The organism is Weizmannia sp. FSL K6-3076 (genome assembly GCF_038007245.1).
GTDB classification, from domain to species: Bacteria; Bacillota; Bacilli; order Bacillales; family Bacillaceae_C; genus Weizmannia; species Weizmannia faecalis.
Genome location: NZ_JBBOWU010000001.1, coordinates 2,437,481 through 2,461,481, shown reverse-complemented (window position 1 = coordinate 2,461,481; position 24,001 = coordinate 2,437,481). Strand labels below are relative to the sequence as shown.

The following is a 24,001-nucleotide window of genomic DNA, read 5'->3' as shown; positions in this document are numbered from 1 at the left end:
GAAACGACTTTGTTACAAATAAAATGAACAAAGGCCCCAAAGAAAAACAGCAGGAAAGAGGCGTTTTTTACGGATGATGAGAATTGTACCACCAAAACCGTTTTTATTTGAAGCCGGCAAAAGGGCTGTACTGCTTTTGCACGGATTTACCGGAAGCAGCGCCGACGTCAGGATGCTCGGGCGCTTCCTTGAAAAAAAAGGATACACTTGCCATGCGCCGCAATATAAAGGGCACGGGGTACCGCCTGAAAATCTTTTGCATACGGGCCCAAGCGACTGGTGGCAAGATGTCATGAACGGCTACCAGTTATTAAAAGAAAAAGGGTATCATGAAATTGCAGTAGCCGGATTGTCATTGGGCGGGGTATTTTCCTTAAAATTGGGTTACACTGTACCTGTAAAGGGAATTATCACCATGTGCGCGCCCATGTACATAAAAAGCGAGCAAACGATGTATGAAGGCGTGGTTGCGTATGCCCGCAAATACAAACAGTTCGAAGGGAAAAGCGAAGCGCAAATCGAACAGGAAATGCGGGAATTCAAAAAGACGCCGATGCATACGCTGCAATCGCTGCAAGAGCTTATTCAGGATGTGCGCAACCATGTCGATCACATTTATGCGCCCGTTTTTGTTGTACAAGCGCGCCATGACGAAATGATCCGCCCGGAAAGCGCCAATATTATTTATTCAGAAGTGGAAACAGACCATAAGCAACTCAAATGGTATGAGAACTCCGGCCATGTTATTACACTCGACGACGAAAAAGATCAACTTCACGAAGATGTATACACGTTTCTGGAGTCGCTTGACTGGTCGGTTTAAAATTTTCCCGAAAAAGGAGGGAAATAAATGGAACAAGACCAACTACGGCAAGATGTTGAAAAAATTTTATCTTATATGAAAGAAGAGACGTACAAGCCGCTGACGGTTCAGGAACTGGAAAAAGCGTTCGGCATTGACAATTCTTCCGAGTTTAAAGCATTTGTGAAAGTGCTCGTTTATATGGAAGAAAAAGGCCTCATTGTCCGCACGCGAAGCAACCGTTACGGCCTGCCGGAAAAAATGAATCTCGTACGGGGAAAACTGATCGGCCATCCAAAAGGTTTTGCTTTTGTCGCCCCCGATGAGCCTGGGATGGACGATATTTTTATCCCGCCGCATGAAACTAACCATGCGTTAAATGGAGACACCGTGATTGTCCGTGTGTCCACCAAAAGCTCAGGCCAGCGCCAGGAAGGAACCGTTGTGCGCATTCTTGAGCGGGGCCAGACAGAACTTGTCGGCACATACGTCGAAAGCAAACATTTCGGATTTGTCGTACCCGATGACAAACGGTTCGGCAGCGATATTTTTATACCGAAAACAGCAAACGGTGGTGCTGTCGAAGGCCATAAAGTGATTGTCCATATTACCGCCTACCCGGAAGGCACGAAAAATGCGGAAGGCGAAATCATTAAAATTCTTGGCCATAAAAATGATCCCGGTGTTGATATTTTGTCGATTATCCATCAGTATGGGCTGCCCCAAGCCTTTCCGGAAGAAGTGCTCGAACAGGCAAACCGGGTGCCGGAAGAAATTGATGAGAGCGAAATTGGCAGCCGTCGTGATTTGCGCGGGGAAATGATTGTAACGATTGATGGGGCTGATGCAAAAGATCTCGACGATGCTGTTACCGTGAAAAAACTGGCAAACGGCCATTATAAGCTCGGCGTCCATATTGCAGATGTCAGCCATTATGTAACGGAAGGATCACCGATTGACCGTGAAGCATTTGAACGCGGGACGAGCGTGTACCTTGTTGACCGCGTCATTCCGATGATCCCGCACCGTTTGTCAAACGGCATCTGTTCCCTGAATCCACAAGTCAACCGGTTTACGCTGTCGTGCGAAATGGAAATTGATGAAACAGGTCGCGTTGTCAATCATGAAATTTTTGAAAGCATCATCAAAACGACCGCTCGTATGACGTATGCGGACGTTAATAAAATCCTTGTCGACCGCGACGAAGCGCTTAGAAAACACTATGAGCCGCTCGTTCCAATGTTTGAACAAATGGCCGAACTCGCCGAGATTTTGCGCAAAAAAAGGATGGAGCGCGGCGCTATTGATTTTGATTTTAAAGAAGCCAAAGTCATTGTCGATGAAAAGGGCAAACCAACGGATGTTGTGTTGCGTGAGCGGTCGGTTGCAGAAAAATTGATCGAGGAATTTATGCTTGCGGCCAACGAAACGGTTGCCGAACATTTTTACTGGATGGACGTGCCGTTTATTTACCGGATCCACGAAGAGCCGAAACCGGAGAAACTGCAGCGGTTCTTTGAGTTTATTACCAACTTTGGCCTGATCGTGCGCGGCACAGCCAATTCAGTGCATCCGCGTGCGTTGCAGGAAATCATTGATACGGTTTCCGGACGGCCTGAGGAAATGGTCGTGTCGACGGTCATGCTACGGTCGATGCAACAGGCGAAGTACGATCCGGAATGCATTGGCCACTTCGGCTTATCAACGAAATTTTACACACATTTCACCTCACCGATCCGCCGTTATCCGGACCTGATTGTCCACCGGCTGATCCGCACGTATTTGATCAGCGGAAAATTGGATGAAAAGACGAAAGAAAAATGGAAAGCATTACTGCCGGAAATTGCGGACCATGCCTCGAAAATGGAACGCCGAGCAGTAGAAGCTGAACGGGATACGGACGAGCTGAAAAAAGCCGAATTTATGGAAGACAAAATCGGGGAAGAATTCGACGGGATTATCAGCTCAGTTACGAATTTCGGCATGTTTGTCGAACTGCCGAACACGATTGAAGGGCTTGTCCATGTCAGCTATATGACAGATGACTATTACCATTACAATGAGCGGCAATATGCCATGATCGGCGAACGGACAGGAAATGTATTCCGCATTGGTGATGAGATCCGCGTCCGCGTGCTCAATGTGAACAAAGACGAACATAATATTGATTTTGAAATTGTCGGCATGAAAAACAACCGCCGTGAAAAAACAGAAGAACGCCCGAAAAAGATCGTCAAAGTGCGCGGCACCCATTCTGCTAGGCCGCAAAAATCGCACCATGCCGACGAAGACTGGGCGACGAGGCCGCCGAAAAAGAAAAAGAAAAAAGCAAATCGAAGGTAACCGGATTTTTTCGGCTGCCTTCACCGGAGGGGAAACGAAATGCCAAAAGGCGAAGGGAAAGTGCTGGCGCAAAATAAGAAAGCAAGCCACGATTATTTTATCGAAGAAACATATGAAGCAGGCATTGTCCTGCAGGGGACAGAAATCAAATCGATCCGGGCCGGCCGCGTAAATTTGCGCGATTCGTTTGCCCGTGTGGAAAATGGGGAAGTCTTTGTCTACGGGATGCATATCAGCCCGTACGAGCAGGGAAACCGGTACAATCATGACCCGCTCCGCCCGCGGAAAATTTTGCTGCACAAGAAAGAAATTGACCGGCTGGCCGGTATGACAAAAGAGAAAGGTTATGCTTTAATCCCGCTCAAAATTTATATTAAAAATGGGTATGCAAAAGTGCTCATCGGCCTGGCCCGCGGGAAAAAGAATTATGACAAGCGCGAATCCCTGAAGAGGAAAGAAGCCGCCCGCGAGATTGAACGCGCCTTTAAAGCACGCCAGCACTAGAAAACAGGATGACGGCTCTCTGAGTGAAAAAAAGGGAAAGCGCCGGATTGAAGATTGCGCGCTTCCCTTAAGAAATGGCTTTTTCAATTGGGGGAGAGGGGTCTGCCGGCTTCTGCCTTGCCGTTGTTTCAACTGTTGCATTCGGCAAGTCTAAGACAACTTCTTTTCCATCCTAGGCAGTCTGACTTCCATCTTATGAATGCTCCAGTTGCTGTTTTATTTTTTCCACTTCTGTCTGGGTCAGGCCTGTTTTTTCTACAATTAATTGAAGCTCCATACCCGCCAGCAACATTTTGATGGCAATTGGAATCGTTTGTAACATTTCTTTTCTCTCTTCTTCTCTTCCCTTCTTATACCCGCGGTCAAAGTAAGAATTCGGCAATTTCAATACTTGCTCTGCTTCGTCCGGATCCAGCATTTTAATGTTTTCCATTACTTCCGCCTCCTCTTTTTCGTTCAATTTTAAATAATAATCAAAGAAACCGTGTAACAGCCTCATTTTTGCAGGGTCGAGTTCCATCCGGGCCAGCATCCGCAGAAACTCCAGTTTGACCTGCACCCGTTCTTTTTCTGTATACCCCATTTTGCTTAATAATGCCGCGGCAACAGGGTTGTTGCTCCGGATATAATTTCTCCAATTTTGTTTCATCAGATGAATGGATAAATAGTGAAAACGAAGAATTTCAATGTTGTGGAACGCAAAGGTGTACGTATCAGGGGTTTCTGTTTTCTCCTCATAACTGAACACGGCAATCGGCAATACCGGTTTCCGGTGCCGCAGACTGATCATCATGTAATAACGAAACATGCGTTCAGGAAAAGATTTCTCGTAATACGACTGCGGCTCTACATGGATGAGAATCACCGTGTCTTTCCCTTTTACCTTCGTTTCGGCAAGGATATCAACCCGTTTTTGCTCACCGCCCGGAAAGTCCGTAAACTGTTCCTGCGACAAAAACCGCACCCGGCGGTAGTCGAGATCCGCTGAAAGATCCGGGAAAAACGCCTCCATAAACTCCTGAAAAAAGTTTTGGATCAGCTCCTTAAAAAAACGATCATGCACGTGATAACCGGCATGTTTTTCCATTACCAGTTCCAATGGCAGCACTCCTTTTCTTATTTTTCAGTTTTATTATAAAGGACAAACGTTCGTTTTTCAATACCGGCTTATCTTTTTTTATAAACAAAACCGGCTTTTGCATTGTTTGCCTCCCATGCTTTCAAAACTTCAGACTACCCTGCAGGACGAGCTTTTTTACCGTTACCGGAATCAAGAAAGTGCCACTGCTTGCAAGTCTTTTAATTAAACTTTTTTTTTCGACGAACAAAAAAATTTTTCGACTCCATAACCCATAATACTAAAGATAAGCCCGAAAACGAATGCATTCATAACCGGAATATCAAGAAAGCGCAGCATACGGAATTTTTCGTAAAAGAAAAAATGGTGCCAATAAAAGCCAAAATTCATTCCTATTACTTGTCCAAATAGAACTCCTGTGAGACTGACTTTGTTTTTTGGAGGTGAAACCCCTTTCTGTTCTAAATGCCAATTGATTTCTTTTGCCCGGTTAAAAGCTTGCCAAAGACAAAAACAGAGTACGGATGGATAAAACATGCCCCATTCATAATTAATCACATGATGCCCATTTTCAAAGTTCTCTTGGAATGCATAAATAATGGCCAAATTCAAACGGGACTGATGGTTAATGGTCAATTCCAAAGCCATAAAAAGAAAACCGAGCAAATAGTCACCGTTATAAAATTGACCAAATCCAGGCAATGCAAAAGACCACAAGAGTGCCGCAACCGGGGACTTATAATTTGTTGGCTTTTCCAAAAAGCATACTTCCTTTATTTCAATTTCTTTTTTATTTCTTGTTGAGTATGTACGAAACGCTAAAGGATCTACTTTTTATCGTGTTTATCACAAAGAGACTCAATCCAGTGGCCCAAGGCGGCACAAATAGAACCGATCACTAGCCCGTTAATCACTGGCAAATCGAGAACACGCAAACATCCGAGCAACCTGAAAAAAGAGAAATGCCAGAAGAGGCCAAAGTTGAAACCCGCCAACATGCCGAAAAAGAAACCGGTTAAATGTGTTGCTTTTTTTGGCTTTTTTACCCCTAATGATGCCAATCTCCGGTTAATGGATACCGACTGGTTAAAGGCTTGCCACAGGGAGAAGCAGTAAACGGCAGGGAAAAAAATCCCCCACTCGGGATGGAATCGTTCGCTGGCCAGGCCAAAATTTCCTTTAAACGCAACGTAAACCGACATATTCAGGTTCGAACCGAAATTGATGGCTGCCGTACAAAGCATGAGCAGAAATCCGATAAAATAATCACCGTTGTAAAGCTGCCCGAAGCCCGGAAAGGCAGCCGACCACAGCAGGGCAGAAAGGGGGGACTTATACAGTTTTCTTTCATTCATTATTTTCACCTATAGGTATTGTATGTATTTTCTGCTGTATCATACTGTCAGGAAAACGCGGCACAGTCTTTTTTCTAAATTGTCATTATATGAGAATGCTTTCATAGTATTCTAATTGGTACAGTGGACCAACTACTAGGACGGTAAAAATGCTGTGAACGATATGCTGAAGGGGCAACAGAATTGGAAATGAAACCGATCAAAAAGATAAAGGGGTTACCAACACAGTTTTTTCCTATAATGATATTTCCCTTCATTGGTGGCATCAGCGGTTTAATCCTCGTCAAACGGCGGAATTAAGCTACAGGACCATAACGGCCAGGTTGGTTGCCACTTGGCTTCTTCCTTTTTAAGAAAATAATCATCCCGCTTGCCAAAGACACGAAAGATAGATCAGTGAAGTGTAAATATAGGGTATAGTAAAGAAAATAGCCTCTATGTTATACTTATCCTATCCGCAACAAAGGGGGAAAGACGATGGATGAAATTTTGAAGCAAATTCTTAGTGAACTAAAGGATTTAAAAAGTGATGTCTCCGGTTTAAAGAACGACGTCTCCAGCTTAAAAGCAGGCCAGGATCGATTGGAAAGTGATGTCTCCGGCTTAAAAGCAGGCCAGGAACGCATCGAAACCAAAGTTGACAATCTTACGTTAGAATTACGAAGCAATTTTAAATTTACAAATGATAAACTGGAAGAGCACAAAAAAGTTTTTACTGTTGTTTCAAATGAACTGAAAGGCGTAAAAGGCGATATCGAATTTCTAAGTGGAAAAACCGGCAGGCATGATACTAAAATTAATCATATTTTGAATATGCTGAGAGATTAAAGGACATGCACTCCGCATTTGCCGGATGTTTTTATGTGCGCCTGTTGACCCGCTACCATTCTTTCCGTACGATCGAGATTTTTAATGATTGAGAAAGACCTTCTGAAAAAGCCTCCGAGAATGAATTTTTAACTAGCGGATTACCGACAACGAAAGAAAAGGTGTGGGATATTAGATTGCAATGGATCATGACGTAACAAATCTTCATCTCTTATTCAGCTCATTTGAAAACTAGAAAAACTTTACACGTACGGGAAAATTGATCAATTGCATCTTGCGGAATTCATGTTATAATAGGATATGCAAGACCAGTAATAAGTAAAATCTGAAGCGCCCTTTTATATCGGGGACGTTACGGATTCGACAGGGATAGATCGAGCTCAAGTTGCGAGCCGGGGGGTCGTCCCCGTAACAACGCAACGCCTAAAAATAACTGGCAAATCTAACACTAAACTCGCTTTAGCTGCCTAATAAGCGCTAAGCGGATCCTCCCTCCATCGCCCACGTGGTAGGGTAAGGGTCTCAACTTCAGTGGGATACGCCGGCTGTCCTCCGCCTGGGGACGAAGGAAGAGACCAATCAGGCTAGCGCACCGGACGCCCGCCGATAGGCAGATGGCTGCGCGAAATGCGAATATATCGGCTACGCTCGTAGACGCTTGAGTGGCGATATTTCTGGACGTGGGTTCGACTCCCACCGTCTCCATTTTAAGAAAAATAAAGAACGGGATAAAAAGTCCGTGAACCCTTGATATGACTGGGTTTGCGGGCTTTTTTTTGTGGAGAATAGGGAAGAAAACAGGCGTTTTGGAAAACTTTTTGCATTCATTTTATGTACGGGAATGGGCGGTACGCTTGTGCAAGATGTTGTCAACAATGTTTTGCACAAGCAAACTTTCTCCAGTTTTATGAATCTATTAAAAAATTCCGGCGCCAATTACGTTAATCTTAAGATTGCAGTAATTCCTGCAAATGACGCAGGCAAATCATACGGTGGAACCCAACGCTCGGCAATGCAGTTAAAACAGCCAGGCAGCCAAGTCAGCAGGATTGAAAGTCAATATTAATACTTTTGAACATAAAAATGTGATGAGAACCGTATTGATTTCCAGACCGGAATCCTGCACTATTAAAGTAAGGTTCCAAATTTTTATGATGGGAAAAGGTGGTCATTGACATGGCAGATTTTAAATATGAAATCAAAGAAACAATCGGAACAATTTCTGAATCTCCAAAAGGATGGACAAAAGAACTAAACTTAGTCAGCTGGAACGGAAAGGCGCCGAAATTTGATCTGCGTGACTGGGCGCCGGAACATGAGAAAATGGGGAAAGGGATTACGCTGAATACGGATGAACTGAAGGCGCTGAAGGACTTACTGAATCAGATGGAATTATAAAGGATGCTCTTAAAAGTCTGAAACGTCATTTGGGCGGCTTCTTTTCAGTACGGCTGTCCCGATCCTGCTTTCGGGACAGCCTCAGGATTTTTATTTTGTTAATGAAAGTGCTGGCACAATTTTATCTGCAATCGGGCTACCGATGCCGGTGACGAGATCATAACCGGCTGCTGCGGCATAACCGTTGCTTCCGGTTTGAATATCATGGTAATTCGCAGTATAGCCGCTGCTTCCGGTTGTGCCGGCGGTATTATAAACAGTGCTAAGGACTTGTGCACTTGATAAGGATTGCGTGCGTCCTTCATTTGCCAGTGCGATGAGCGCTCCCCAGGCAGGTGCACTAAAGCTTGTTCCGCCAACTTGGAACCAGCCGGATTGGCCATTGTCTTTTGTGCTGGAGTAGACATAGACACCTGTGTTCGGATCCGCATCAAAAGATACATCCGGGATACCGCGTTTTGCGCCGACGATACTTGTCCAACCGGATTGATAGGAAGGCCGGCTTTCGTAAGTGCTGGTAGCCCCTCCAGAACCTGACCATGCAGATTCACTACCGTACTGGCCAGCGCTGGTCAAATTTAAAGTTGTGCCGCCCACCGCAACAACATTCGGTGAGGATGCAGGCCACGAACTGCCACTCCCGTTATCTCCGGAAGAAGCGAGGTAAGTAATGCCGGTATGATTAAAATGACTGTTATAGGAAGATTCGGTTGAAAATTCTGACCCTCCCCAGCTGTTAGAGACAACGGTTGCTCCATGACTTGTTGCGTAATCTTCTGCTGCCAGTAAATTAGTGATTGAAGCGGATTTAGCAGCAACTACCATAATTTTTGCACTCGGGGCAAGCGCGTGTGCCCATTCAACATCAAGGGCTATTTCGAGCGCCCAACCCTCGTCTTTTTTAGGTTTGCCGCCTGGATAAGCGACTTCAATGTTGGCGCTTGGAAGTCCGAACTGCTGGTCGAACGTGTTGAGGTCGCTGGTAATGGTCGGGCTGCCATACGCTTCGATCAGCGCGATGGTCTGGCCGGCACCTGTCTTGCTTAATTGATCAATGCCGTAAGCCTTTTTGATTTGTGCTGGTGAGTAAACAGTTGAGACAGCATTTGGATGAATCCCGTTTGAGTTGTGTTTGTAATGAAGCGGATGATGTGCAACCCAGCCTTTTACCCTATCGGCTGCTGCTATTGTTTTTGCACTGGCAGTCGTGGCTGTGGCAGCTGTTCCCGCAAATAGCGTAATCGATGCGGCAATAAAGCAAATTTCCAGTTTTTTTACCAGTTTTTTCAACTTGATCCCTCCTGATTTTGTAAGAATGGCAGCAAAAAAGAAAAAAATCCTCACCTCCTTGCTTGAACCTGCTATTTTTGTTGAAGGATGGAAGAATCATAGATTGCGGGGAATACCACGTATCCTGTTGCGGCGGTTTTTTTCTTGTTTCAACATCAATAGTAAAATCAATCTTAGCATGCGAAATATAAAATTATTGACGAAATATGGTGAATTTACATAAAAAATAAAAAAATAGTAAAATGTAACTAGTCTATTAGCCTGATGATAGCGCTTTTTTCCCATTCAACGAATCTGTAAAAATCTATACCGAATCCTAATGCTTACAGCTATTGAACTTTTAAAATCTGCCGGCAAGGAATTGAAGCGTATTTTATCAATATATTATGGTTAACACCATGCTTACTTAAAGAACAAATGGGTGAAGAAAAAAACAGAGAAGTGTCTTATAGAAAGATCTAAAGGACACTGCGTTGATGAAAAAGCAGAGAATTTCTGGATTATTATCTGTCTGTACCATCGTAAACTTTAGACTCCGTGTACCGAACCGTACGCACGGCGGGGTTATCCAGAAGTCTGGATAAGTGGTGTGAGAGGCCGGCTAATCAAATAATGATTAGCCGACCTACTCGATTACTTTTTTAGCAAACCACGGCTGTCATTCATAGATTAGCAAAGTCTCAAACAGGCCATTTGCATCCAATGACTATCCCATGTGAGTCTAATAAGCTCGATTATGAAGTTGAAATTGCAGTTGTAATAGGCAAGAACGGAAGAAGATGTTTCTGACATCCAAAAATAACCGAAAGTTGACGGTATTGCCTGTCCGGAATTTGACGAGTATAATGTCCTCGTATTTATTCTTGAGAAAGGAAAAGGACATCCCCCATGATGTATAACTGTACCATCAGCTATACGGGGAATGTCCCACCAAAAATAACGATTATGGTTATTGTATCAGATTATAAGCTAATTGAAAATACTCAACTTGGTGTTGTATGTGTCAAGTTTTTCTCGACAAGGTTTAAATATCGGGTATTCCAAGACACTCTTTTTGTACACTTTCGGCTACCGTGCTTTACTTGCTCGGTGTAATTTTCGGAAAAGATGTAATATTTCCGTATAAAGATGGATAACGGGGATGTTGAGGCGCGCGAAATTCACTCGCTTTCCGCGGGCGGCCGGCGAGCCTCCTCGCTCGTACCTCGCTGCGGGGTCTCTCCTGGCTCGCTTTTCCCGCAGGAGTCTCGTAAATTTCGCGCGCCTCAACGATCAGTCCCCACTGAGCCAGGCTTAAAACGAAAGCTCTAATATTTTGCTTAAATGTCCCATTGCCGATGAACTGCTTGAATGCAGGGCAACTGATCCGTGCTTTACGCCCACTGACGGGCGTACAGGCTGCTTGAGTAGTTGAGACATCCTGATGGATTGTTTCAAGTTCCGTTGCTTTCTCTCGCTTCTTGAACGGTGTTTCAGATAGGCTTCTCTCAATGTCCCATTGAGTATGCCTTGTTTGATTTTCACCATGGCTTCTGCGCCAAGTTCACTCCAATGCATGCCCCTTTTTTTCATCCTGAAGGAGATATGCCTTTGATTCGATTCCATCGCTCCTAGGCCTCTCGCACCTTCCGGCACGTTTTTCACCCTGTCTCTCCAGTCAAAAATGCGGTCCCAGTTTTTCAAGATATACGAACGGAATTCCTTGATTTTCTTGAGAGCCTTTTTATCCGTCAAGGTGCTTTCGTGCGTATCCAAATATAACGTGAATTGGTCCAGGTCATGCGTTCTAATCGCTTTTCTAATTTGCTCCTTGATCTCGCTCTTTCCGCCCCCAAATGTCCTTATGATGGCTTGTGCAACGTGGTAGGTATCCAGCTGGTTGAGCACCGGAAATTCCGACTGTGAGAAAGCTGTTTGAAACCGTTCAGCTGTGTATCCCGCACCTCCATCACTGTTTGTAATGACATGCGTTTTTTCGAGGGAGTAGGTGTTGGCAGCTGTGGCTTGGACTTCATCCCAAAATGTCTGGATGGCTTCCGTTGTCATGATGACTGTGGGCTGACGCAGGGAGACCCTTTTACCATTGGTTTGCCATCCCTCATAGAGAATGGCGTGGTGGACTTCCATACTCTGTTTCTTTTTTAGTCCCCGAACGAATACACCATCTGCTTCAGAAAACAGGTAGTCTACCTTCTTCCCCTCAGGCAGGGAAACAGCTATTTCTAGCTCTTCTACAAGTGCCTTATCGGCTTCCGCCTGAGTTTTCCCTACGTGTTTTACCATGTTCCCTACAGTTGTGTGACTAAGACTCACTGCTGTCCACTCTTTTAAAATATCAGCTACTTCCCGATAGGTGTTCTCACTTGCCAACTCTGCCACCTTTAATTCCACTAACGGGCTGTATCGTTGGTGTGGTACCAGCCCTAACCATTCATCCAGAGGATAATGGGAATTTCCTCTCTTGTCATGCATTAATGAGCGTTTAAAGGTCACACTTCCAAATAGAAACTGAATGTTTCTGTTATCACTCCGGCAGTACACCCAGCCCTCCTCTAACTTCTCCTGTTTAATTATTTTATCTAACTCTTCAAATATTTCCCCAACCCATTGTGTAAAAGCCTTCTGCATCAGAAGTTTAAGCTGTTCTTCAAATTCGATAAGACTCTTTGTATCCTTTAATAATCCAGCAATTATTGATATAATATCCATGGGAAGACCTCTCTCTCTAGATGTTCATCTTGAAGTGTACAATTAGATGATAGAGCGTCTTCCCATTTTTTTCCACTCATATGCCCCGTCGAGTAAAATTTTACACATACCTTGGTGTTTTTGGTTAGGGGTGCGGAAAAAGTACCTTCCCCTTGTTGTGGTAAACATATGAAGGTTATTGGGACAAGAGATCGAAAAGCCATTGATAGATCTGGAAAGAAGCATATTTATAATATCAGACGTTTACAATGTGAACAATGCGGAAAGATTCATCACGAACTTCCAGAATTTCTGGTGCCTTATAAAAGATATAAATCGGAATGTATTGAAACGGTTTTGACTAATCGTTCCAATCATGATATTCCGGCAGATGAATCAACACTTTATCGTTGGATAGACTGGTTTTATTTTTATGTAGAATACTGGATCCATTGCCTTGTTTCCATTAAACATCAGACCAAACAAGATGGGGACGACCTGAAAGTTTTGCCCGAAACTTCGGGGACCGCACTCCAAAGATTAGGGCGATTGGTGGGCAATGCCTCCGGATGGCTGGCGCGTGTTGTCCGACCCGTTGTAAATTTTTATTTATGGGTACATACCCGTTCTGCATTCTTGTCCGGCGGGGGTTGATTTACACTCATGGTAGATAAATAGGAAAGGAGTCTATCATGAATGGATCACAAGAAAGCAGATGAAATGGCAGCCCAAAGGTTTTAACTCATTTCTCCATTATTGGCGGATGGATTGGATGCCGGAATTTGGGCCAATCGGTAAATACGGGCCAGGCGCAGGCGGTCCCATAATTCACTTTGTCCGACAAGAATCAGGTATTCAGGAGTAACTGAGCAAATTTTCACAGATGGTTTTCATCATAAAGTACATCTAAATTCGCGGCGAATTCAAAAATCCCTTCTCTTAATCTGAAATCTGCTACAGCCCCCGGCCCTAATATCCTATTTATCGCATTAGCACTTTGACCTTTAATAAAACCATAACCCACCTCTAAATAGGGTTTGCTGAATAAACAAAAATTCCAGATTTGACAAGGATTTTGGCCACTTTTGTCGAATATAAAGTGCAAGGATTTCATAGGGAACACGTAAAAAACCTTGCACTTGGAGGCCGTTACGATGTACAAAAAGACCGAACATCAATTAACTTTTGTAGAAGATTTTTTTCTACCATTCGGTGGAAAATTAAATAAAGAAAATCGCTGGGTCCGTCTTGCTGAATTAATCCCTTGGTGGAAGGCTGAAGAAAAGTATGCCAAGTCCTTCAAGAAAAAATTCAAAGGTGAAAAGGCTTATTCTGTCAGAGTTGCTCTTGGGGCTCTCTATATCAAAGAACGGCTTGGGCTATCTGACCGGGAAACAGTCGAACAGATCACGGAAAACCCGTATCTTCAGTATTTTATTGGGTTGCCTGAATTCCAGGAAAAAGCCCCATTCGATCATTCTCTGATGACTCGTTTTAGAAAACGTTTGGGTGCAAACATCATCAATGAACTGAATGAATGGATTGTTCTGGAAGAACAAGAACGCCAATCGGAAGAAGCATCTAAGGAAAATGACAACGATGATGATCACCATGATGATGACGATCATAGTAGTGGTGATCATCAACCTTCCGGTCCTGCTTCGGAAGAGAATTCAACTGGATCGGCTTCTCCTAAAACGAAGAACAAAGGAAAGCTCATTCTGGACGCAACCTGTGCACCGGCTGATATTGCTTACCCTACTGACCTGGGGCTTTTGAACGAAGCCCGTGAGAAACTGGAGCATATCATTGATGTACTGCATGAACCGCACAAAGGAAAATTACGAAAGCCAAGGACCTACAGAAAAAGAGCCCGCAGGGACTATCTTTCTGTCGCTAAGCAACGCAAAGCTGGAGCCCGGAAAATCCGGAAAGCTGTCGGCAAACAACTTGGATATGTGAAACGGAATCTGGAGATCATTGGAAATCTCATTTCCCAAAGCTCCCTGTCTCTTTTGAGCAAAGATGAATACCGACAACTCCTCGTGATTCATGAACTTTACCGCCAACAGGCAGAAATGTACAAAAAGAAAACACATCGGATTGACCACCGGATTGTGAGCATTTCCCAGCCGCATGTCCGTCCAATTGTGCGTGGCAAGGCAAAAGCGAACGTGGAATTCGGCTCAAAAGTCGCCATTAGCGTTGTAGATGGCTATGCCTTGATTGAGCAACTCGACTGGGAAAATTACAATGAAGGGATCACCCTTAGAGAATCTATTGAGAACTACTACAACCGGTTCGGATTTTATCCAGAAGCGATTTTAGCAGATAAAATCTACCGAAACCGTCACAACCTGGCATACTGCAAATCTCTTGGCATTCGTCTGAGTGGGCCAAGGTTGGGACGCCCATCCAAAACGGAAGACAAAACCTTAGAACGCGTGGCAAGGCAGGATGCCTCTGAACGTAATGCCGTTGAAAGCAAATTTGGCGAAGGCAAGCGCAAGTATGGGCTAGGCCTTATTCGAGCACGCCTTCAGGAGACCAGTGAAACAGTAGTAGCCCTTCAATTCCTTATAATGAATCTGGAGCGGAAGCTCAGGGTTCTTTTTTTGAAATTTTTACACAACACTATTTTATATTTTTTTAACCGTAATTTGGCTTGTATCTGACAGAATCTCATTCGTTCAGCAAACCCTAAATAAAATTGTTTTAAATCGCTTGGAAAACTTAGGTTCATTCTCTGCTCAGCGATTAAAATATCATTTTCCGTTACATTATAAATTTTATGCTTGTACCTATTCATAAATTCAAAATTAGCCAATTTGACCTTTTACCTCCTTGAAAACAGTTTTTCTGACGGCACTCCCTTTCCATGTATGCCAGCTTGGTTTCATTCGGATATTTTGCAAGATGAATATTCCATATTCCACCACGCATGAGGGCCATCAAAGTTATTCTCAATGATATGATGCGCATCATACGTTTGTCCAATACTTCGGACAACTTCACGATTCTTATCCATCATTTCCTCTTCTGGAAATCCATCACGTCCCGTTTTACAACCTTTTTAAATTATGTTATAAAGAGGGTATTCAAAGTTTCTTATTTGGCTACTTCAAAAAGACGGGAGCATAAAAAGATGGAGACGACAACGGAAAAAAAACCGTACGGCACGGTGTTGATCCGTGCGAAAGATATACTGGACTATCTGGAATACCGGGTGGACCCGGTGAGTCTGCAGGAAATTTGCACGGCTTTAAATACGAGCAAATCCACGGTCTTAAAAATTTTAAATACCCTTTGCTCGATTGATTTTGTAAAACGGGATGAAGAGACAAAGAAATATACGCTCGGTACCGCGCTTATCCGTTACGGGGAAACCGCCCGCAAATCTTTTAATATTGTAAACGTGGCGGAAGCGGTGCTCGAAGAACTGAATGACACCATTGGCGAAACCGTCCACCTTGGTATTTATGAACAGGATCATGTGGTGTACGTGAAAAAGCTGAACGGAAAAGGGCAAATCATTTTAAGCTCGCAGGTCGGGCATACGCTGCCGCTGTATTGTTCTGCGATGGGAAAAGCGTACTTGGCTGAACAGAGCGAGAAAGATGTGCGTGATTATTTGTCCCGGATTACGATTGAAAAAAGGACTGAAAACACGATTACGGACCCGGAAAAACTGATTCAAGATCTCCAGGAAGTCAAACAGCGTGGGTATGCAATTGACAACCAAGAAAATGAAAAAGATATTTACTGTATTGCGGTGGTTATCAAGCGGAACGGAAAGATCGAAGGCATGATGAGCGTTAGTGCCCCGCGGTTCCGGATCACAGAAGAAAAGAAGCAAAAAATGATTACAAGCATCTTAGAGGCACGACAAAAAATTGAAAGCAAATTGAATGGCTAATGGAAAAAACTTGTTCCGACACGGGGCAAGTTTTTTATTTTCTCTTTCATGAAATGGTTTACATAGGAGAGAGTGTGTTGTAAAATGAAATTGAATTTATTATTCATAAATAAAGTTTATTATATAGAAATTAAAAGGAGCGTGCACCATGAAAAAAATGCAGACTTTGCAGGCGTTAGAAAAAAATGGAATTGTGGCCGTGCTGCGTGCAGACTCCGTTGAAAAAGCTTTGCGTATTACGGATGCACTGATTGCCGGCGGGATCAAAAGCATCGAACTAACTTTTACCGTTCCGAATGCGGATGTTGCCATCAAAAAATTGACGGAACTGTACCAAGACCGTGATGATGTCCTCGTTGGAGCTGGCACTGTACTGGATGCCCAGACCGCCCAGACCGCGCAAATGGCCGGGGCAAAATTCATCGTCGCGCCGACATTTGATCCGGAAACGGCTGCTTTTTGTAACCTTTATCAAATCCCTTATATCCCGGGCTGTATGACGGTAAATGAAATGAAAGCGGCCATGCAGGCAGGGGCAGAAGTGATTAAACTGTTCCCGAGCAATATTGTCGGGCCGGCATTTGTAAAAGACGTAAAAGCTCCGCTGCCGCAACTTGAAATCATGCCTTCAGGCGGAATCAGTCTGGACAATATGGGAAATTGGATCAAAGCAGGCTGTAAAATCCTTGGCGTAGGCGGAAGCTTATTGAAACCTGCCGAAACCAATGATTTTGCGAAAGTGACCGAGACAGCAAGAGCGTTTGTGGACAAATATCAGCAACTAACAGAAGCCGTGCATCAGCAATCGAGGGGTCAATATGCCTAAAATTTTAACACTTGGAGAGATTTTGCTGCGCCTTTCCACCTCCCCGGGAGATCTTTTATCCTGCAGCCATTCTTTCAATGTAAACTACGGCGGGGCGGAGGCGAATGTTGCCACAACGCTTGCCAGTTTCGGGCATGACGTTGCGTTTGCGAGCAAAGTGCCGGATTCCCCTTTGGGAGCGGCTGCAGTGAGAAGCCTCCGGGCAAGCGGTATTGATACTTCCCGTCTTCTAATGGGCGGCAACCGGCTCGGCATCTATTTTTTGGAACAGGGGGGCACATTGCGCAATTCCAAAGTGATCTATGACAGGGAAAGTTCCAGCTTTTCACAGATGGATATTGGCGAGTGGGATTTTGACCGGCTTTTTGCGGATGTGGTCCTTTTCCACCTGACTGGCATTACCTTTGCTGTGTCCGAATCATGGAAATATTATGGGCAAATTCTCGTTAAAGCGGCTTTTGATCGCGGCATTCCGGTCAGCTACGACATCAATTACCGGCCGGCAATGTGGACGATGGAAGAGGCGAGGGCAGCCATTATCCCGATCTTGCCGATGCTCACTTACTGCTGTGCCAACTATCTTGATGCCCGAAACTTTTTTGGCATTGATGCATCGGTGGCTGTGCCCGGCAATATGGAAGCATGTTACCGGGAAATCAGCCGCAAGTACCCGAATCTCCGCGCACTCTATGCGACAGACCGGAACGTCATCTCCCCGACCTGCCATGAATTGCAGGGCATGCTCTGGACTGGCGGTGTTTTTATACAATCCAGGCGTTACCGTATGGAGCAGATCGTAGACCGGATCGGCGGCGGGGATGCCTATGCGGCGGGGATGCTCCACGGCTTCTTAACCGGGATGGATCCGGAAGAAACCGTACAATTTGCGACTGCCACCTCTGTGTTGAAACATTCTGTGAACGGGGATGCGCTGCCGCTTTCAGCAGACGAAGTCCGATCATGGGAAGGCGCTTCCGGCCGGGAAGTCGTTCGGTAAACAAGTGCTCAAAAAAACCAAAAAAACTATTGAATAAATTTGAAAGCGGATTATAATAAGGAGTGTAAGAACAAATAAGAAACTTAATTTCCAAATAGGAAATAAAGGAGGGGCGAATTTGAAAAAATTATCCTACTCGTACGTGAAAGACCTGCAACGGTATCCAACCAAAGCCATCCAGTTTGGAGAAGGAAATTTTCTTCGGGCTTTTGTCGACTGGCAGATTGAGCAAATGAACAAACGCGGACTTTTTCAAGGTGGGGTGACAATTGTACAATCATTGCCACGCGGTAGAGTAGGGCAACTTGCTGGACAGGACTTTTTATTCACAGTCATGCTGGAAGGAATGCAAAATGGAAAAGCAGTCCAGTCCCATGAGATTATTTCATCTGTAAATAACGGGATCAATCCTTATGAAGATTATGACGCCTATTTACAACTGGCCCATGATGACAACATCCGGTTTATTTTTTCCAATACGACGGAAGCCGGCATCGTCTATCGTGAAGGAGATGCATTAACCGACCGGCCTCCTGTCAGTTTCCCGGCAAAACTTACGGCACTGCTCTATGAAAGATATAAGGCCGGAAAAAAGGGGTTTTACATCATTCCTTGCGAGCTCATTGAAAATAACGGCAAGGCACTGAAAGAAATTGTGCACCGCTATGCGGATGAGTGGAAGCTTGGCGAAGATTTCAGCAGCTGGCTTGAATCAGAAAATACTTTCTGCTCCAGCCTGGTCGACCGGATTGTCCCGGGCTACCCGAAAGAGCGCGCAGAAAAACTTTGGGAAGAATGGGGCTATGAAGATACGTTAATTGCAAAAGCAGAACCATTTCTCATTTGGGTGATTGAAGGGCCCAAGGAGCTGGAAGAAGAACTGCCGCTCAAAAAAGCGGGGCTGAATGTCGTGGTCACCGATCATTTAAAACCGTACCGCGACAGGAAAGTATACTTACTAAACGCCCCCCATACAACAATGGCCTGCCTGGCGCGACTTGTCGGCATTAAAACAGTCGGCGGGGTAATGGAAGATCCCGATTTTTACCGGTTGATTGACCGCGAAATGTTTGCGGAAATCATCCCGTCATTGGATTTGCCAAAAGAAGAGTTGACAAGTTACGCGGCGGGAATTCAGGAACGTTTCAGAAACCCGTATATGGAACACCAGCTGGACGCGATTGCTTTAAACAGCGTTTCAAAATTTAAGGCACGCCTCCTGCCCATATTGGCGGAGCATGTAAAAAGGTTCCACAAAATCCCGTCAAGAATTGCGTTAGCTTTATCCGGGCTGTTGAAAATTTATGGAGAGCAGAATCCTGCCTCTGCTAAAGCAATTGATTTGCCGGATGTTTTGAAAGAGTTTTCAATGACGTATCACTCCGATCGCTATGTTTGGGACATTTTAAGCAACGAAACCTTATGGGGAATGGATTTGACAAAAATTGACGGCCTGCCCGCTCAAGTTGAAAAAGGCTTGCAGTTGATAGAAAAAGAGGGCGTTCGCAGGGCAGTGCAGCAGGCCAACGAGGAGGCATTACCGATTGAAAAATAAAACCATTCAGCTAAACCCCCGGGATAATGTACTCGTTGCTCTTCAGGATTTAGAGCCGGGTGATGTCCTTACATCAGGGGCTAGGGCGATCACCGTAAATGAGGCAATAAAAAGAGGACACAAAATTGCTTTAGAAGATATCGAGGAGAACGCGGACATTATAAAATACGGGTCACCCATTGGACATGCGACAAAAAAGATTGAACAAGGCAGCTGGGTCCATACCCATAACGTGAGCACCAATCTTTCCGGAAAAGTGGAATACGAGTACAAGCCGGAACTGCATCCCCGCATCTTTCCGAAAGACAGCCGCACTTTTAAAGGTTATTTGCGGAAAAACGGAAAAGCCGGGATACGCAATGATTTATACATCATTCCGACTGTTGGGTGCATCAATATGATCGGTGATCTCCTCGTTGACCAATTTAAGGCGAATCACCCTGATAACGGCGCATTTGATGAAATTATATTGTTTAAACATCCATACGGCTGTTCCCAGCTGGGGGATGATTTGCAGAACACCCGCAAGATTTTAATGGATGCGGCCGCCCATCCAAATGCCGGCGGTGTGCTCATCTTCGGGCTTGGCTGTGAAAACAACCAGCTAGATGAAATGAAGGCACAAATGGGAGAGTTTGATGAAAAGCGCGTAAAGTTTATGATTTGCCAGGATGTTGAAGATGAAGTGGAAACAGGCTTCCAACTACTGGAAGAATTGAATGAGGCTGCAAAAGAAGACAAGCGGATCGATCTGCCTCTATCAGAATTGAAAATTGGATTAAAATGCGGCGGCTCAGACGGATTTTCGGGCATTACCGGCAATCCACTGCTTGGAAGATTTTCAGATTTTGTCATTTCTCAAGGCGGCTCCACTGTTTTAACGGAAGTCCCGGAAATGTTCGGTGCCGAAAAAATGTTAATGGCACGAGCAAAAGATGAAATCGTATTCAATAAAATTGTGAAGCTCATTAATCAATTTAAAGATTATTTTGCTTCTTACGGGCAGCCAATCTATGAAAATCCTTCTCCGGGCAATAAGGCCGGCGGGATCACCACTTTGGAAGACAAATCGCTCGGCTGCACGCAAAAAGCGGGGACATCGGCAGTGGTCGATGTGCTGGAATACGGAGAAAAACTAAAGGAAAAAGGGTTATCCCTACTTCAGGCACCCGGAAATGATCTTGTTTCCTCAACAGCGCTTGCAGCGGCGGATTGCCAGATGGTCCTGTTCACAACCGGCAGGGGCACACCGTTTGGAACCTTTGTGCCAACTGTGAAAGTATCGACGAACACCGAACTTTATGAAAAGAAAAAGCAGTGGATTGATTTCAACGCGGGACGGCTGCTTGATGAAGAAATGGACGAAGTAGTAGAACAATTTATTTCTTTTATTCTTGAAGTCGCGAGCGGGAAGAAGACGAAAAATGAGATCCGCCATCTGCATGAGATTGCGATATTTAAGAACGGCGTTACTGAATAAACCATTATTCCATTCCAAAAAGAAGGTATAGAACATGTTCTTAAATCAAGATTTTCTTTTAACAACAGATTTTGCCAAGAAATTATTTCACAACCATGCCGAAAAAATGCCGATTATTGATTACCATTGCCACCTGAACCCGAAGGAAATCTACGAAAATAAAAATTTCAGAGATTTGGCACAAGTGTGGATCAATGAAGGGCATTACGGTGACCATTATAAATGGCGTTTAATGCGCGCAAACGGTGTCCCGGAAAAATATATTACGGGTGATGCTGACCCTTACGAAAAGTTTTTAAAATGGGCGGAAACGATTGAAAAATCAGTGGGCAATCCACTTTATGAATGGACGCATTTGGAGTTGCGGCGTTTCTTTGAAATTGATACGATTTTAAACCGCAAAACGGCACCGGCCATTTGGGAACAGGCAAATCAATTGCTGGCGACAGATGATTTTAAACCACGGAATTTAATTAAAAACAGCAATGTGAAAGTGGTTTGCACAACAGATGACCCGGTGGATGACCTTCAATACCATAAATTGTTACAGGAATCCGAGACGGAAAATGGTTTTAAGGTGCTGCCGGCTTTCCGGCCCGATAAGGTGCTGAACATCCAGAATAAAGAATACGCTGATTATGTCCACAAATTAGCAACTGTTTCAGGCGTTTCAATCCAAAATTTCTCGGATCTCGTTTCGGCTGTTCGAAACCGAATTGAATATTTCCATGAAAGAGGCGGACGGTTATCCGACCATGCCCTGGATACTTTTACGTATGCAGAGGCGGCGCCGCAACAATTGGATGCGATCGTTGAGAAAGCGTTATCACAAGAAGCGTTGAGTTTAAATGAAATCAATCAATATCACACAGCGCTGTTAATAGAACTTATGCACATTTATCACGAAAAAGGCTGGGTCATGCAATATCACATTCATGCTTACAGGAACTTAAATGGGCCCATGTTTGAAAAACTGGGGCCTGATACGGGGTATGATGCATTGAATGATCGATGTATTGCAGAATCTTACGGGAAATTATTTGCCCGTGCAGAAAATGAAGATATCATTCCAAAAACGATTCTTTATTCTTTAAACCCGAACGACTGGCTCCCGCTTGTCACAATGATGGGCTGTTTCCAAAAAGATACGGTTCAGAAATTGCAGCTGGGATGCGCCTGGTGGTTTAACGATACAAGAAGCGGGATGCGCAGGCAATTGGAAATGTTTGCAGAAGAAAGCCTCCTGCCAAATTTTGTCGGCATGTTAACCGATTCACGCAGTTTCCTGTCATACCCGCGCCACGAATATTTCCGCAGGGTACTATGCGAGCTATTTGGCGAATGGGCAGAACGGGGACAAATCCCCGAGGATGAAGAACAGATCGGGAAAATCATTGAAGATATTGCTTACCATAATGCTTATCGATATTTTGGTTTTTTTGAGTAATAAAGCTTATGTTGTTCCAGAGTTGGAAAATTTCGCACTTTTTAATAAAAATAGGTGGTGCAGAAACATGGCTGAAAGCGTTGTAAAAACGACCGCGGAAAAGATAATTGATCCGCAGCATGCATCCAAGCGTATTTCGTTAAAAGAAAAAGTGAGTTACGGTTTTGGTGATTTTGGGAATGGTTTTATGTTTGATTTGGGGCAATCTTATTTGACCAATTTCTATACGGATGTCGCAGGCATTAGCGCTGCGGCAGCCGCCGGTGTTTTTTCGATTACAAAAATCTTTGATGCATTTATGGACCCATTAGCCGGATCCATCATTGATTCGAGAACCCCCGGAAAGCGCGGTAAGTTTCGTCCAGTTATGATGGTTTCTTCTGTATTGCTAGCGATTATGACAGTCATTATCTTTATAATGCCGTCCGGTTTATCACCAACGATGAAGATCGTTTACGCATATGCAACATATATGGCTTGGGGTATTTTGTATTCGTTTACAAATGTGCCATACGGGTCTTTGGCTTCTGTCATGACAAGAAATGTAGATGACCGATCCTTCATGGCTTCTACACGGCAGGCCGGCTCAATTGGCGCCCAATTGGTAACTGGTGTTGCTTTTGTTCCAATTATGCTGTTGTTCTCAAACACAAAAGTAGGTTATGCCGTTACTGCAGCTATTATGGCTTTCATTGGTATATGCGGTTTCTTTATATGCTATATCAATACAAAAGAACATATTCATGCTGAAAATTCACGAAGCAAAGAACGCGAAACGATGAAAGATTATCTTCGGGTCGTATTTACGAACAGACCGCTGTGGAGCCTGATTTTAATGACATTATTTACAATTTCTGCTATGAATACAAACAACCAAATGATGATTTATTTCTGTAAATACAATCTGAATAACATCGGTTTGCAACCAATTATTAATTTTATCATGATGGGCTGCTCTGTTGCAGGGATTACACTCATCCCATTTTTGGTAAAAAAGTTTGGCAAGAAAAAAACAGCAATTGGCGGGCTTATCATTGGAGTCGTTGCGGACGCATTGAATTTTGTCATTCCAACAAACATTGTAACATTCATTATTTTAGTTACGATCGGGTATGTGGCTTTAGCCATTCCGAACGGTGTTACCTGGGCTTTTGTATCTGATACGATTGACTACGGCCACTGGCATACAGGTGTACGTAAAGAAGGGATTACCTATGCTGCCTTTAACTTCTCGAGAAAAATTGCCCAATCTATTGCAGCATTGGTTTCAGCAGGTATTCTTGCTGCAACGGGATATATTGCGAATGCCCATCAATCATCAACAACATTGCTTGGAATTAAAGGGGCAATGACGATTTATCCGGCTGTCGCTTTACTACTTGCTGCAATTATTATCACCCTTTTATATAATTTGCCTGATGATAAATTTAAACAAATTGCAAATGATTTGGAAAACGGTCGTTGGGAAAAGGGTACATTTATTCAAGGATAAAA

21 protein-coding genes, 1 other RNA gene and 1 pseudogene are annotated in these 24,001 nt (G+C 44.1%); 17 read left to right on the top strand and 6 right to left on the bottom strand.

Annotation, left to right across the window (positions count from 1 at the left end; translation table 11 throughout):
* The first annotated feature begins 73 nt into the window (after window positions 1-73).
* From NSS95_RS11800 to smpB, 3 genes are read left to right on the top strand one after another with little or no spacing between them, the layout of a single operon-like run.
* On the top strand, window positions 74-823 hold the full coding sequence (locus NSS95_RS11800; protein WP_026684975.1) for an alpha/beta hydrolase: 750 nt from the start codon (window positions 74-76) through the stop codon (window positions 821-823).
* Window positions 824-850: 27 nt separating this feature from the next.
* The gene (gene rnr / locus NSS95_RS11795) at window positions 851-3,145 is read left to right on the top strand and encodes a ribonuclease R (RefSeq protein WP_340713909.1); all 2,295 of its coding nucleotides are present in this window, start codon (window positions 851-853) and stop codon (window positions 3,143-3,145) included.
* A 39-nt stretch (window positions 3,146-3,184) separates the two neighbouring features.
* On the top strand, window positions 3,185-3,649 hold the full coding sequence (gene smpB / locus NSS95_RS11790; RefSeq protein ID WP_026684973.1) for an SsrA-binding protein SmpB: 465 nt from the start codon (window positions 3,185-3,187) through the stop codon (window positions 3,647-3,649).
* 193 nt (window positions 3,650-3,842) lie between these two features.
* Here smpB and NSS95_RS11785 read toward each other — a convergent pair whose 3' ends face one another.
* The 3 genes from NSS95_RS11785 to NSS95_RS11775 all read right to left on the bottom strand — a co-directional run bounded on the left by NSS95_RS11785 (window position 3,843) and on the right by NSS95_RS11775 (window position 6,082).
* Window positions 3,843-4,748 carry an Rpn family recombination-promoting nuclease/putative transposase gene (locus NSS95_RS11785; protein ID WP_340713908.1) on the bottom strand — a complete coding sequence of 302 codons (906 nt, stop codon included), beginning with the start codon at window positions 4,746-4,748 and terminating at the stop codon, window positions 3,843-3,845.
* Window positions 4,749-4,952: 204 nt separating this feature from the next.
* Window positions 4,953-5,486: a hypothetical protein gene (locus NSS95_RS11780; RefSeq protein WP_328229368.1), complete on the bottom strand. Its 534-nt coding sequence runs from the start codon at window positions 5,484-5,486 to the stop codon at window positions 4,953-4,955.
* 68 nt (window positions 5,487-5,554) lie between these two features.
* On the bottom strand, window positions 5,555-6,082 hold the full coding sequence (locus NSS95_RS11775) for a hypothetical protein (protein ID WP_014097485.1): 528 nt from the start codon (window positions 6,080-6,082) through the stop codon (window positions 5,555-5,557).
* Window positions 6,083-6,559: 477 nt separating this feature from the next.
* On the opposite strand from NSS95_RS11775, the gene NSS95_RS11770 reads away from it, so the two are divergent.
* The 4 genes from NSS95_RS11770 to NSS95_RS11755 all read left to right on the top strand — a co-directional run bounded on the left by NSS95_RS11770 (window position 6,560) and on the right by NSS95_RS11755 (window position 8,308).
* On the top strand, window positions 6,560-6,910 hold the full coding sequence (locus NSS95_RS11770; protein ID WP_014097486.1) for a hypothetical protein: 351 nt from the start codon (window positions 6,560-6,562) through the stop codon (window positions 6,908-6,910).
* A 345-nt stretch (window positions 6,911-7,255) separates the two neighbouring features.
* Window positions 7,256-7,618: a transfer-messenger RNA gene (ssrA, locus tag NSS95_RS11765) on the top strand.
* A 70-nt stretch (window positions 7,619-7,688) separates the two neighbouring features.
* On the top strand, window positions 7,689-7,976 hold the full coding sequence (locus NSS95_RS11760; protein ID WP_035184093.1) for a hypothetical protein: 288 nt from the start codon (window positions 7,689-7,691) through the stop codon (window positions 7,974-7,976).
* A gap of 110 nt (window positions 7,977-8,086) precedes the next feature.
* On the top strand, window positions 8,087-8,308 hold the full coding sequence (locus NSS95_RS11755) for a YdbC family protein (protein WP_014097487.1): 222 nt from the start codon (window positions 8,087-8,089) through the stop codon (window positions 8,306-8,308).
* A 90-nt stretch (window positions 8,309-8,398) separates the two neighbouring features.
* Here the strand turns inward: NSS95_RS11755 and NSS95_RS11750 are convergent, their stop codons facing one another.
* Entirely contained in the window at window positions 8,399-9,598 is a 1,200-nt protein-coding gene (locus NSS95_RS11750) for a S53 family peptidase (protein ID WP_014097488.1), read from the bottom strand.
* 660 nt (window positions 9,599-10,258) lie between these two features.
* Between NSS95_RS11750 and NSS95_RS17000 the strand changes: the two genes are divergently transcribed.
* A complete protein-coding gene (locus NSS95_RS17000) occupies window positions 10,259-10,387 on the top strand; it encodes a fumarylacetoacetate hydrolase family protein (protein WP_225620997.1) in 129 nt (42 codons plus the stop codon).
* Between the two features lie 504 nt (window positions 10,388-10,891).
* Here NSS95_RS17000 and NSS95_RS11745 read toward each other — a convergent pair.
* Window positions 10,892-12,307, bottom strand: a complete 1,416-nt coding sequence (locus NSS95_RS11745; protein ID WP_114316679.1) for an ISLre2-like element ISBco6 family transposase — start codon at window positions 12,305-12,307, stop codon at window positions 10,892-10,894.
* A 114-nt stretch (window positions 12,308-12,421) separates the two neighbouring features.
* Here NSS95_RS11745 and NSS95_RS11740 point away from each other — a divergent pair, with 114 nt between their 5' ends.
* A complete protein-coding gene (locus tag NSS95_RS11740; protein ID WP_225620988.1) occupies window positions 12,422-12,940 on the top strand; it encodes a DUF6431 domain-containing protein in 519 nt (172 codons plus the stop codon).
* Between the two features lie 229 nt (window positions 12,941-13,169).
* Here the strand turns inward: NSS95_RS11740 and NSS95_RS11735 are convergent.
* Window positions 13,170-13,349: pseudogene (locus NSS95_RS11735) on the bottom strand (hypothetical protein); the annotation flags it as partial.
* Window positions 13,350-13,440: 91 nt separating this feature from the next.
* On the opposite strand from NSS95_RS11735, the gene NSS95_RS11730 reads away from it, so the two are divergent.
* The 8 genes from NSS95_RS11730 to NSS95_RS11695 all read left to right on the top strand — a co-directional run bounded on the left by NSS95_RS11730 (window position 13,441) and on the right by NSS95_RS11695 (window position 23,999).
* Window positions 13,441-14,961 (top strand): IS5-like element ISBco3 family transposase, encoded by a 1,521-nt coding sequence (locus tag NSS95_RS11730; RefSeq protein WP_048339774.1) that lies wholly within the window; start codon window positions 13,441-13,443, stop codon window positions 14,959-14,961.
* A 470-nt stretch (window positions 14,962-15,431) separates the two neighbouring features.
* Window positions 15,432-16,202 carry an IclR family transcriptional regulator gene (locus tag NSS95_RS11725; protein ID WP_014097490.1) on the top strand — a complete coding sequence of 257 codons (771 nt, stop codon included), beginning with the start codon at window positions 15,432-15,434 and terminating at the stop codon, window positions 16,200-16,202.
* A gap of 148 nt (window positions 16,203-16,350) precedes the next feature.
* Window positions 16,351-17,028 (top strand): bifunctional 2-keto-4-hydroxyglutarate aldolase/2-keto-3-deoxy-6-phosphogluconate aldolase, encoded by a 678-nt coding sequence (locus tag NSS95_RS11720; RefSeq protein ID WP_014097491.1) that lies wholly within the window; start codon window positions 16,351-16,353, stop codon window positions 17,026-17,028.
* Window positions 17,021-18,025, top strand: coding sequence for a sugar kinase (locus NSS95_RS11715; RefSeq protein ID WP_340713907.1), 1,005 nt, complete (start codon window positions 17,021-17,023; stop codon window positions 18,023-18,025). Before NSS95_RS11720 ends, NSS95_RS11715 begins: the two co-directional genes overlap by 8 nt.
* Window positions 18,026-18,143: 118 nt before the next feature.
* Window positions 18,144-19,580: a tagaturonate reductase gene (locus NSS95_RS11710; protein WP_104851536.1), complete on the top strand. Its 1,437-nt coding sequence runs from the start codon at window positions 18,144-18,146 to the stop codon at window positions 19,578-19,580.
* Complete coding sequence (locus NSS95_RS11705; RefSeq protein ID WP_017552000.1) at window positions 19,570-21,060, top strand: UxaA family hydrolase; 1,491 nt, start codon at window positions 19,570-19,572, stop codon at window positions 21,058-21,060. The genes NSS95_RS11710 and NSS95_RS11705 overlap by 11 nt, the downstream gene beginning before the upstream one ends.
* A 34-nt stretch (window positions 21,061-21,094) precedes the next feature.
* Window positions 21,095-22,507 carry a glucuronate isomerase gene (uxaC, locus tag NSS95_RS11700; protein ID WP_014097495.1) on the top strand — a complete coding sequence of 471 codons (1,413 nt, stop codon included), beginning with the start codon at window positions 21,095-21,097 and terminating at the stop codon, window positions 22,505-22,507.
* Window positions 22,508-22,574: 67 nt separating this feature from the next.
* Window positions 22,575-23,999, top strand: coding sequence for a glycoside-pentoside-hexuronide (GPH):cation symporter (locus NSS95_RS11695; protein WP_168985495.1), 1,425 nt, complete (start codon window positions 22,575-22,577; stop codon window positions 23,997-23,999).
* The last annotated feature ends 2 nt before the right edge of the window (window positions 24,000-24,001 follow it).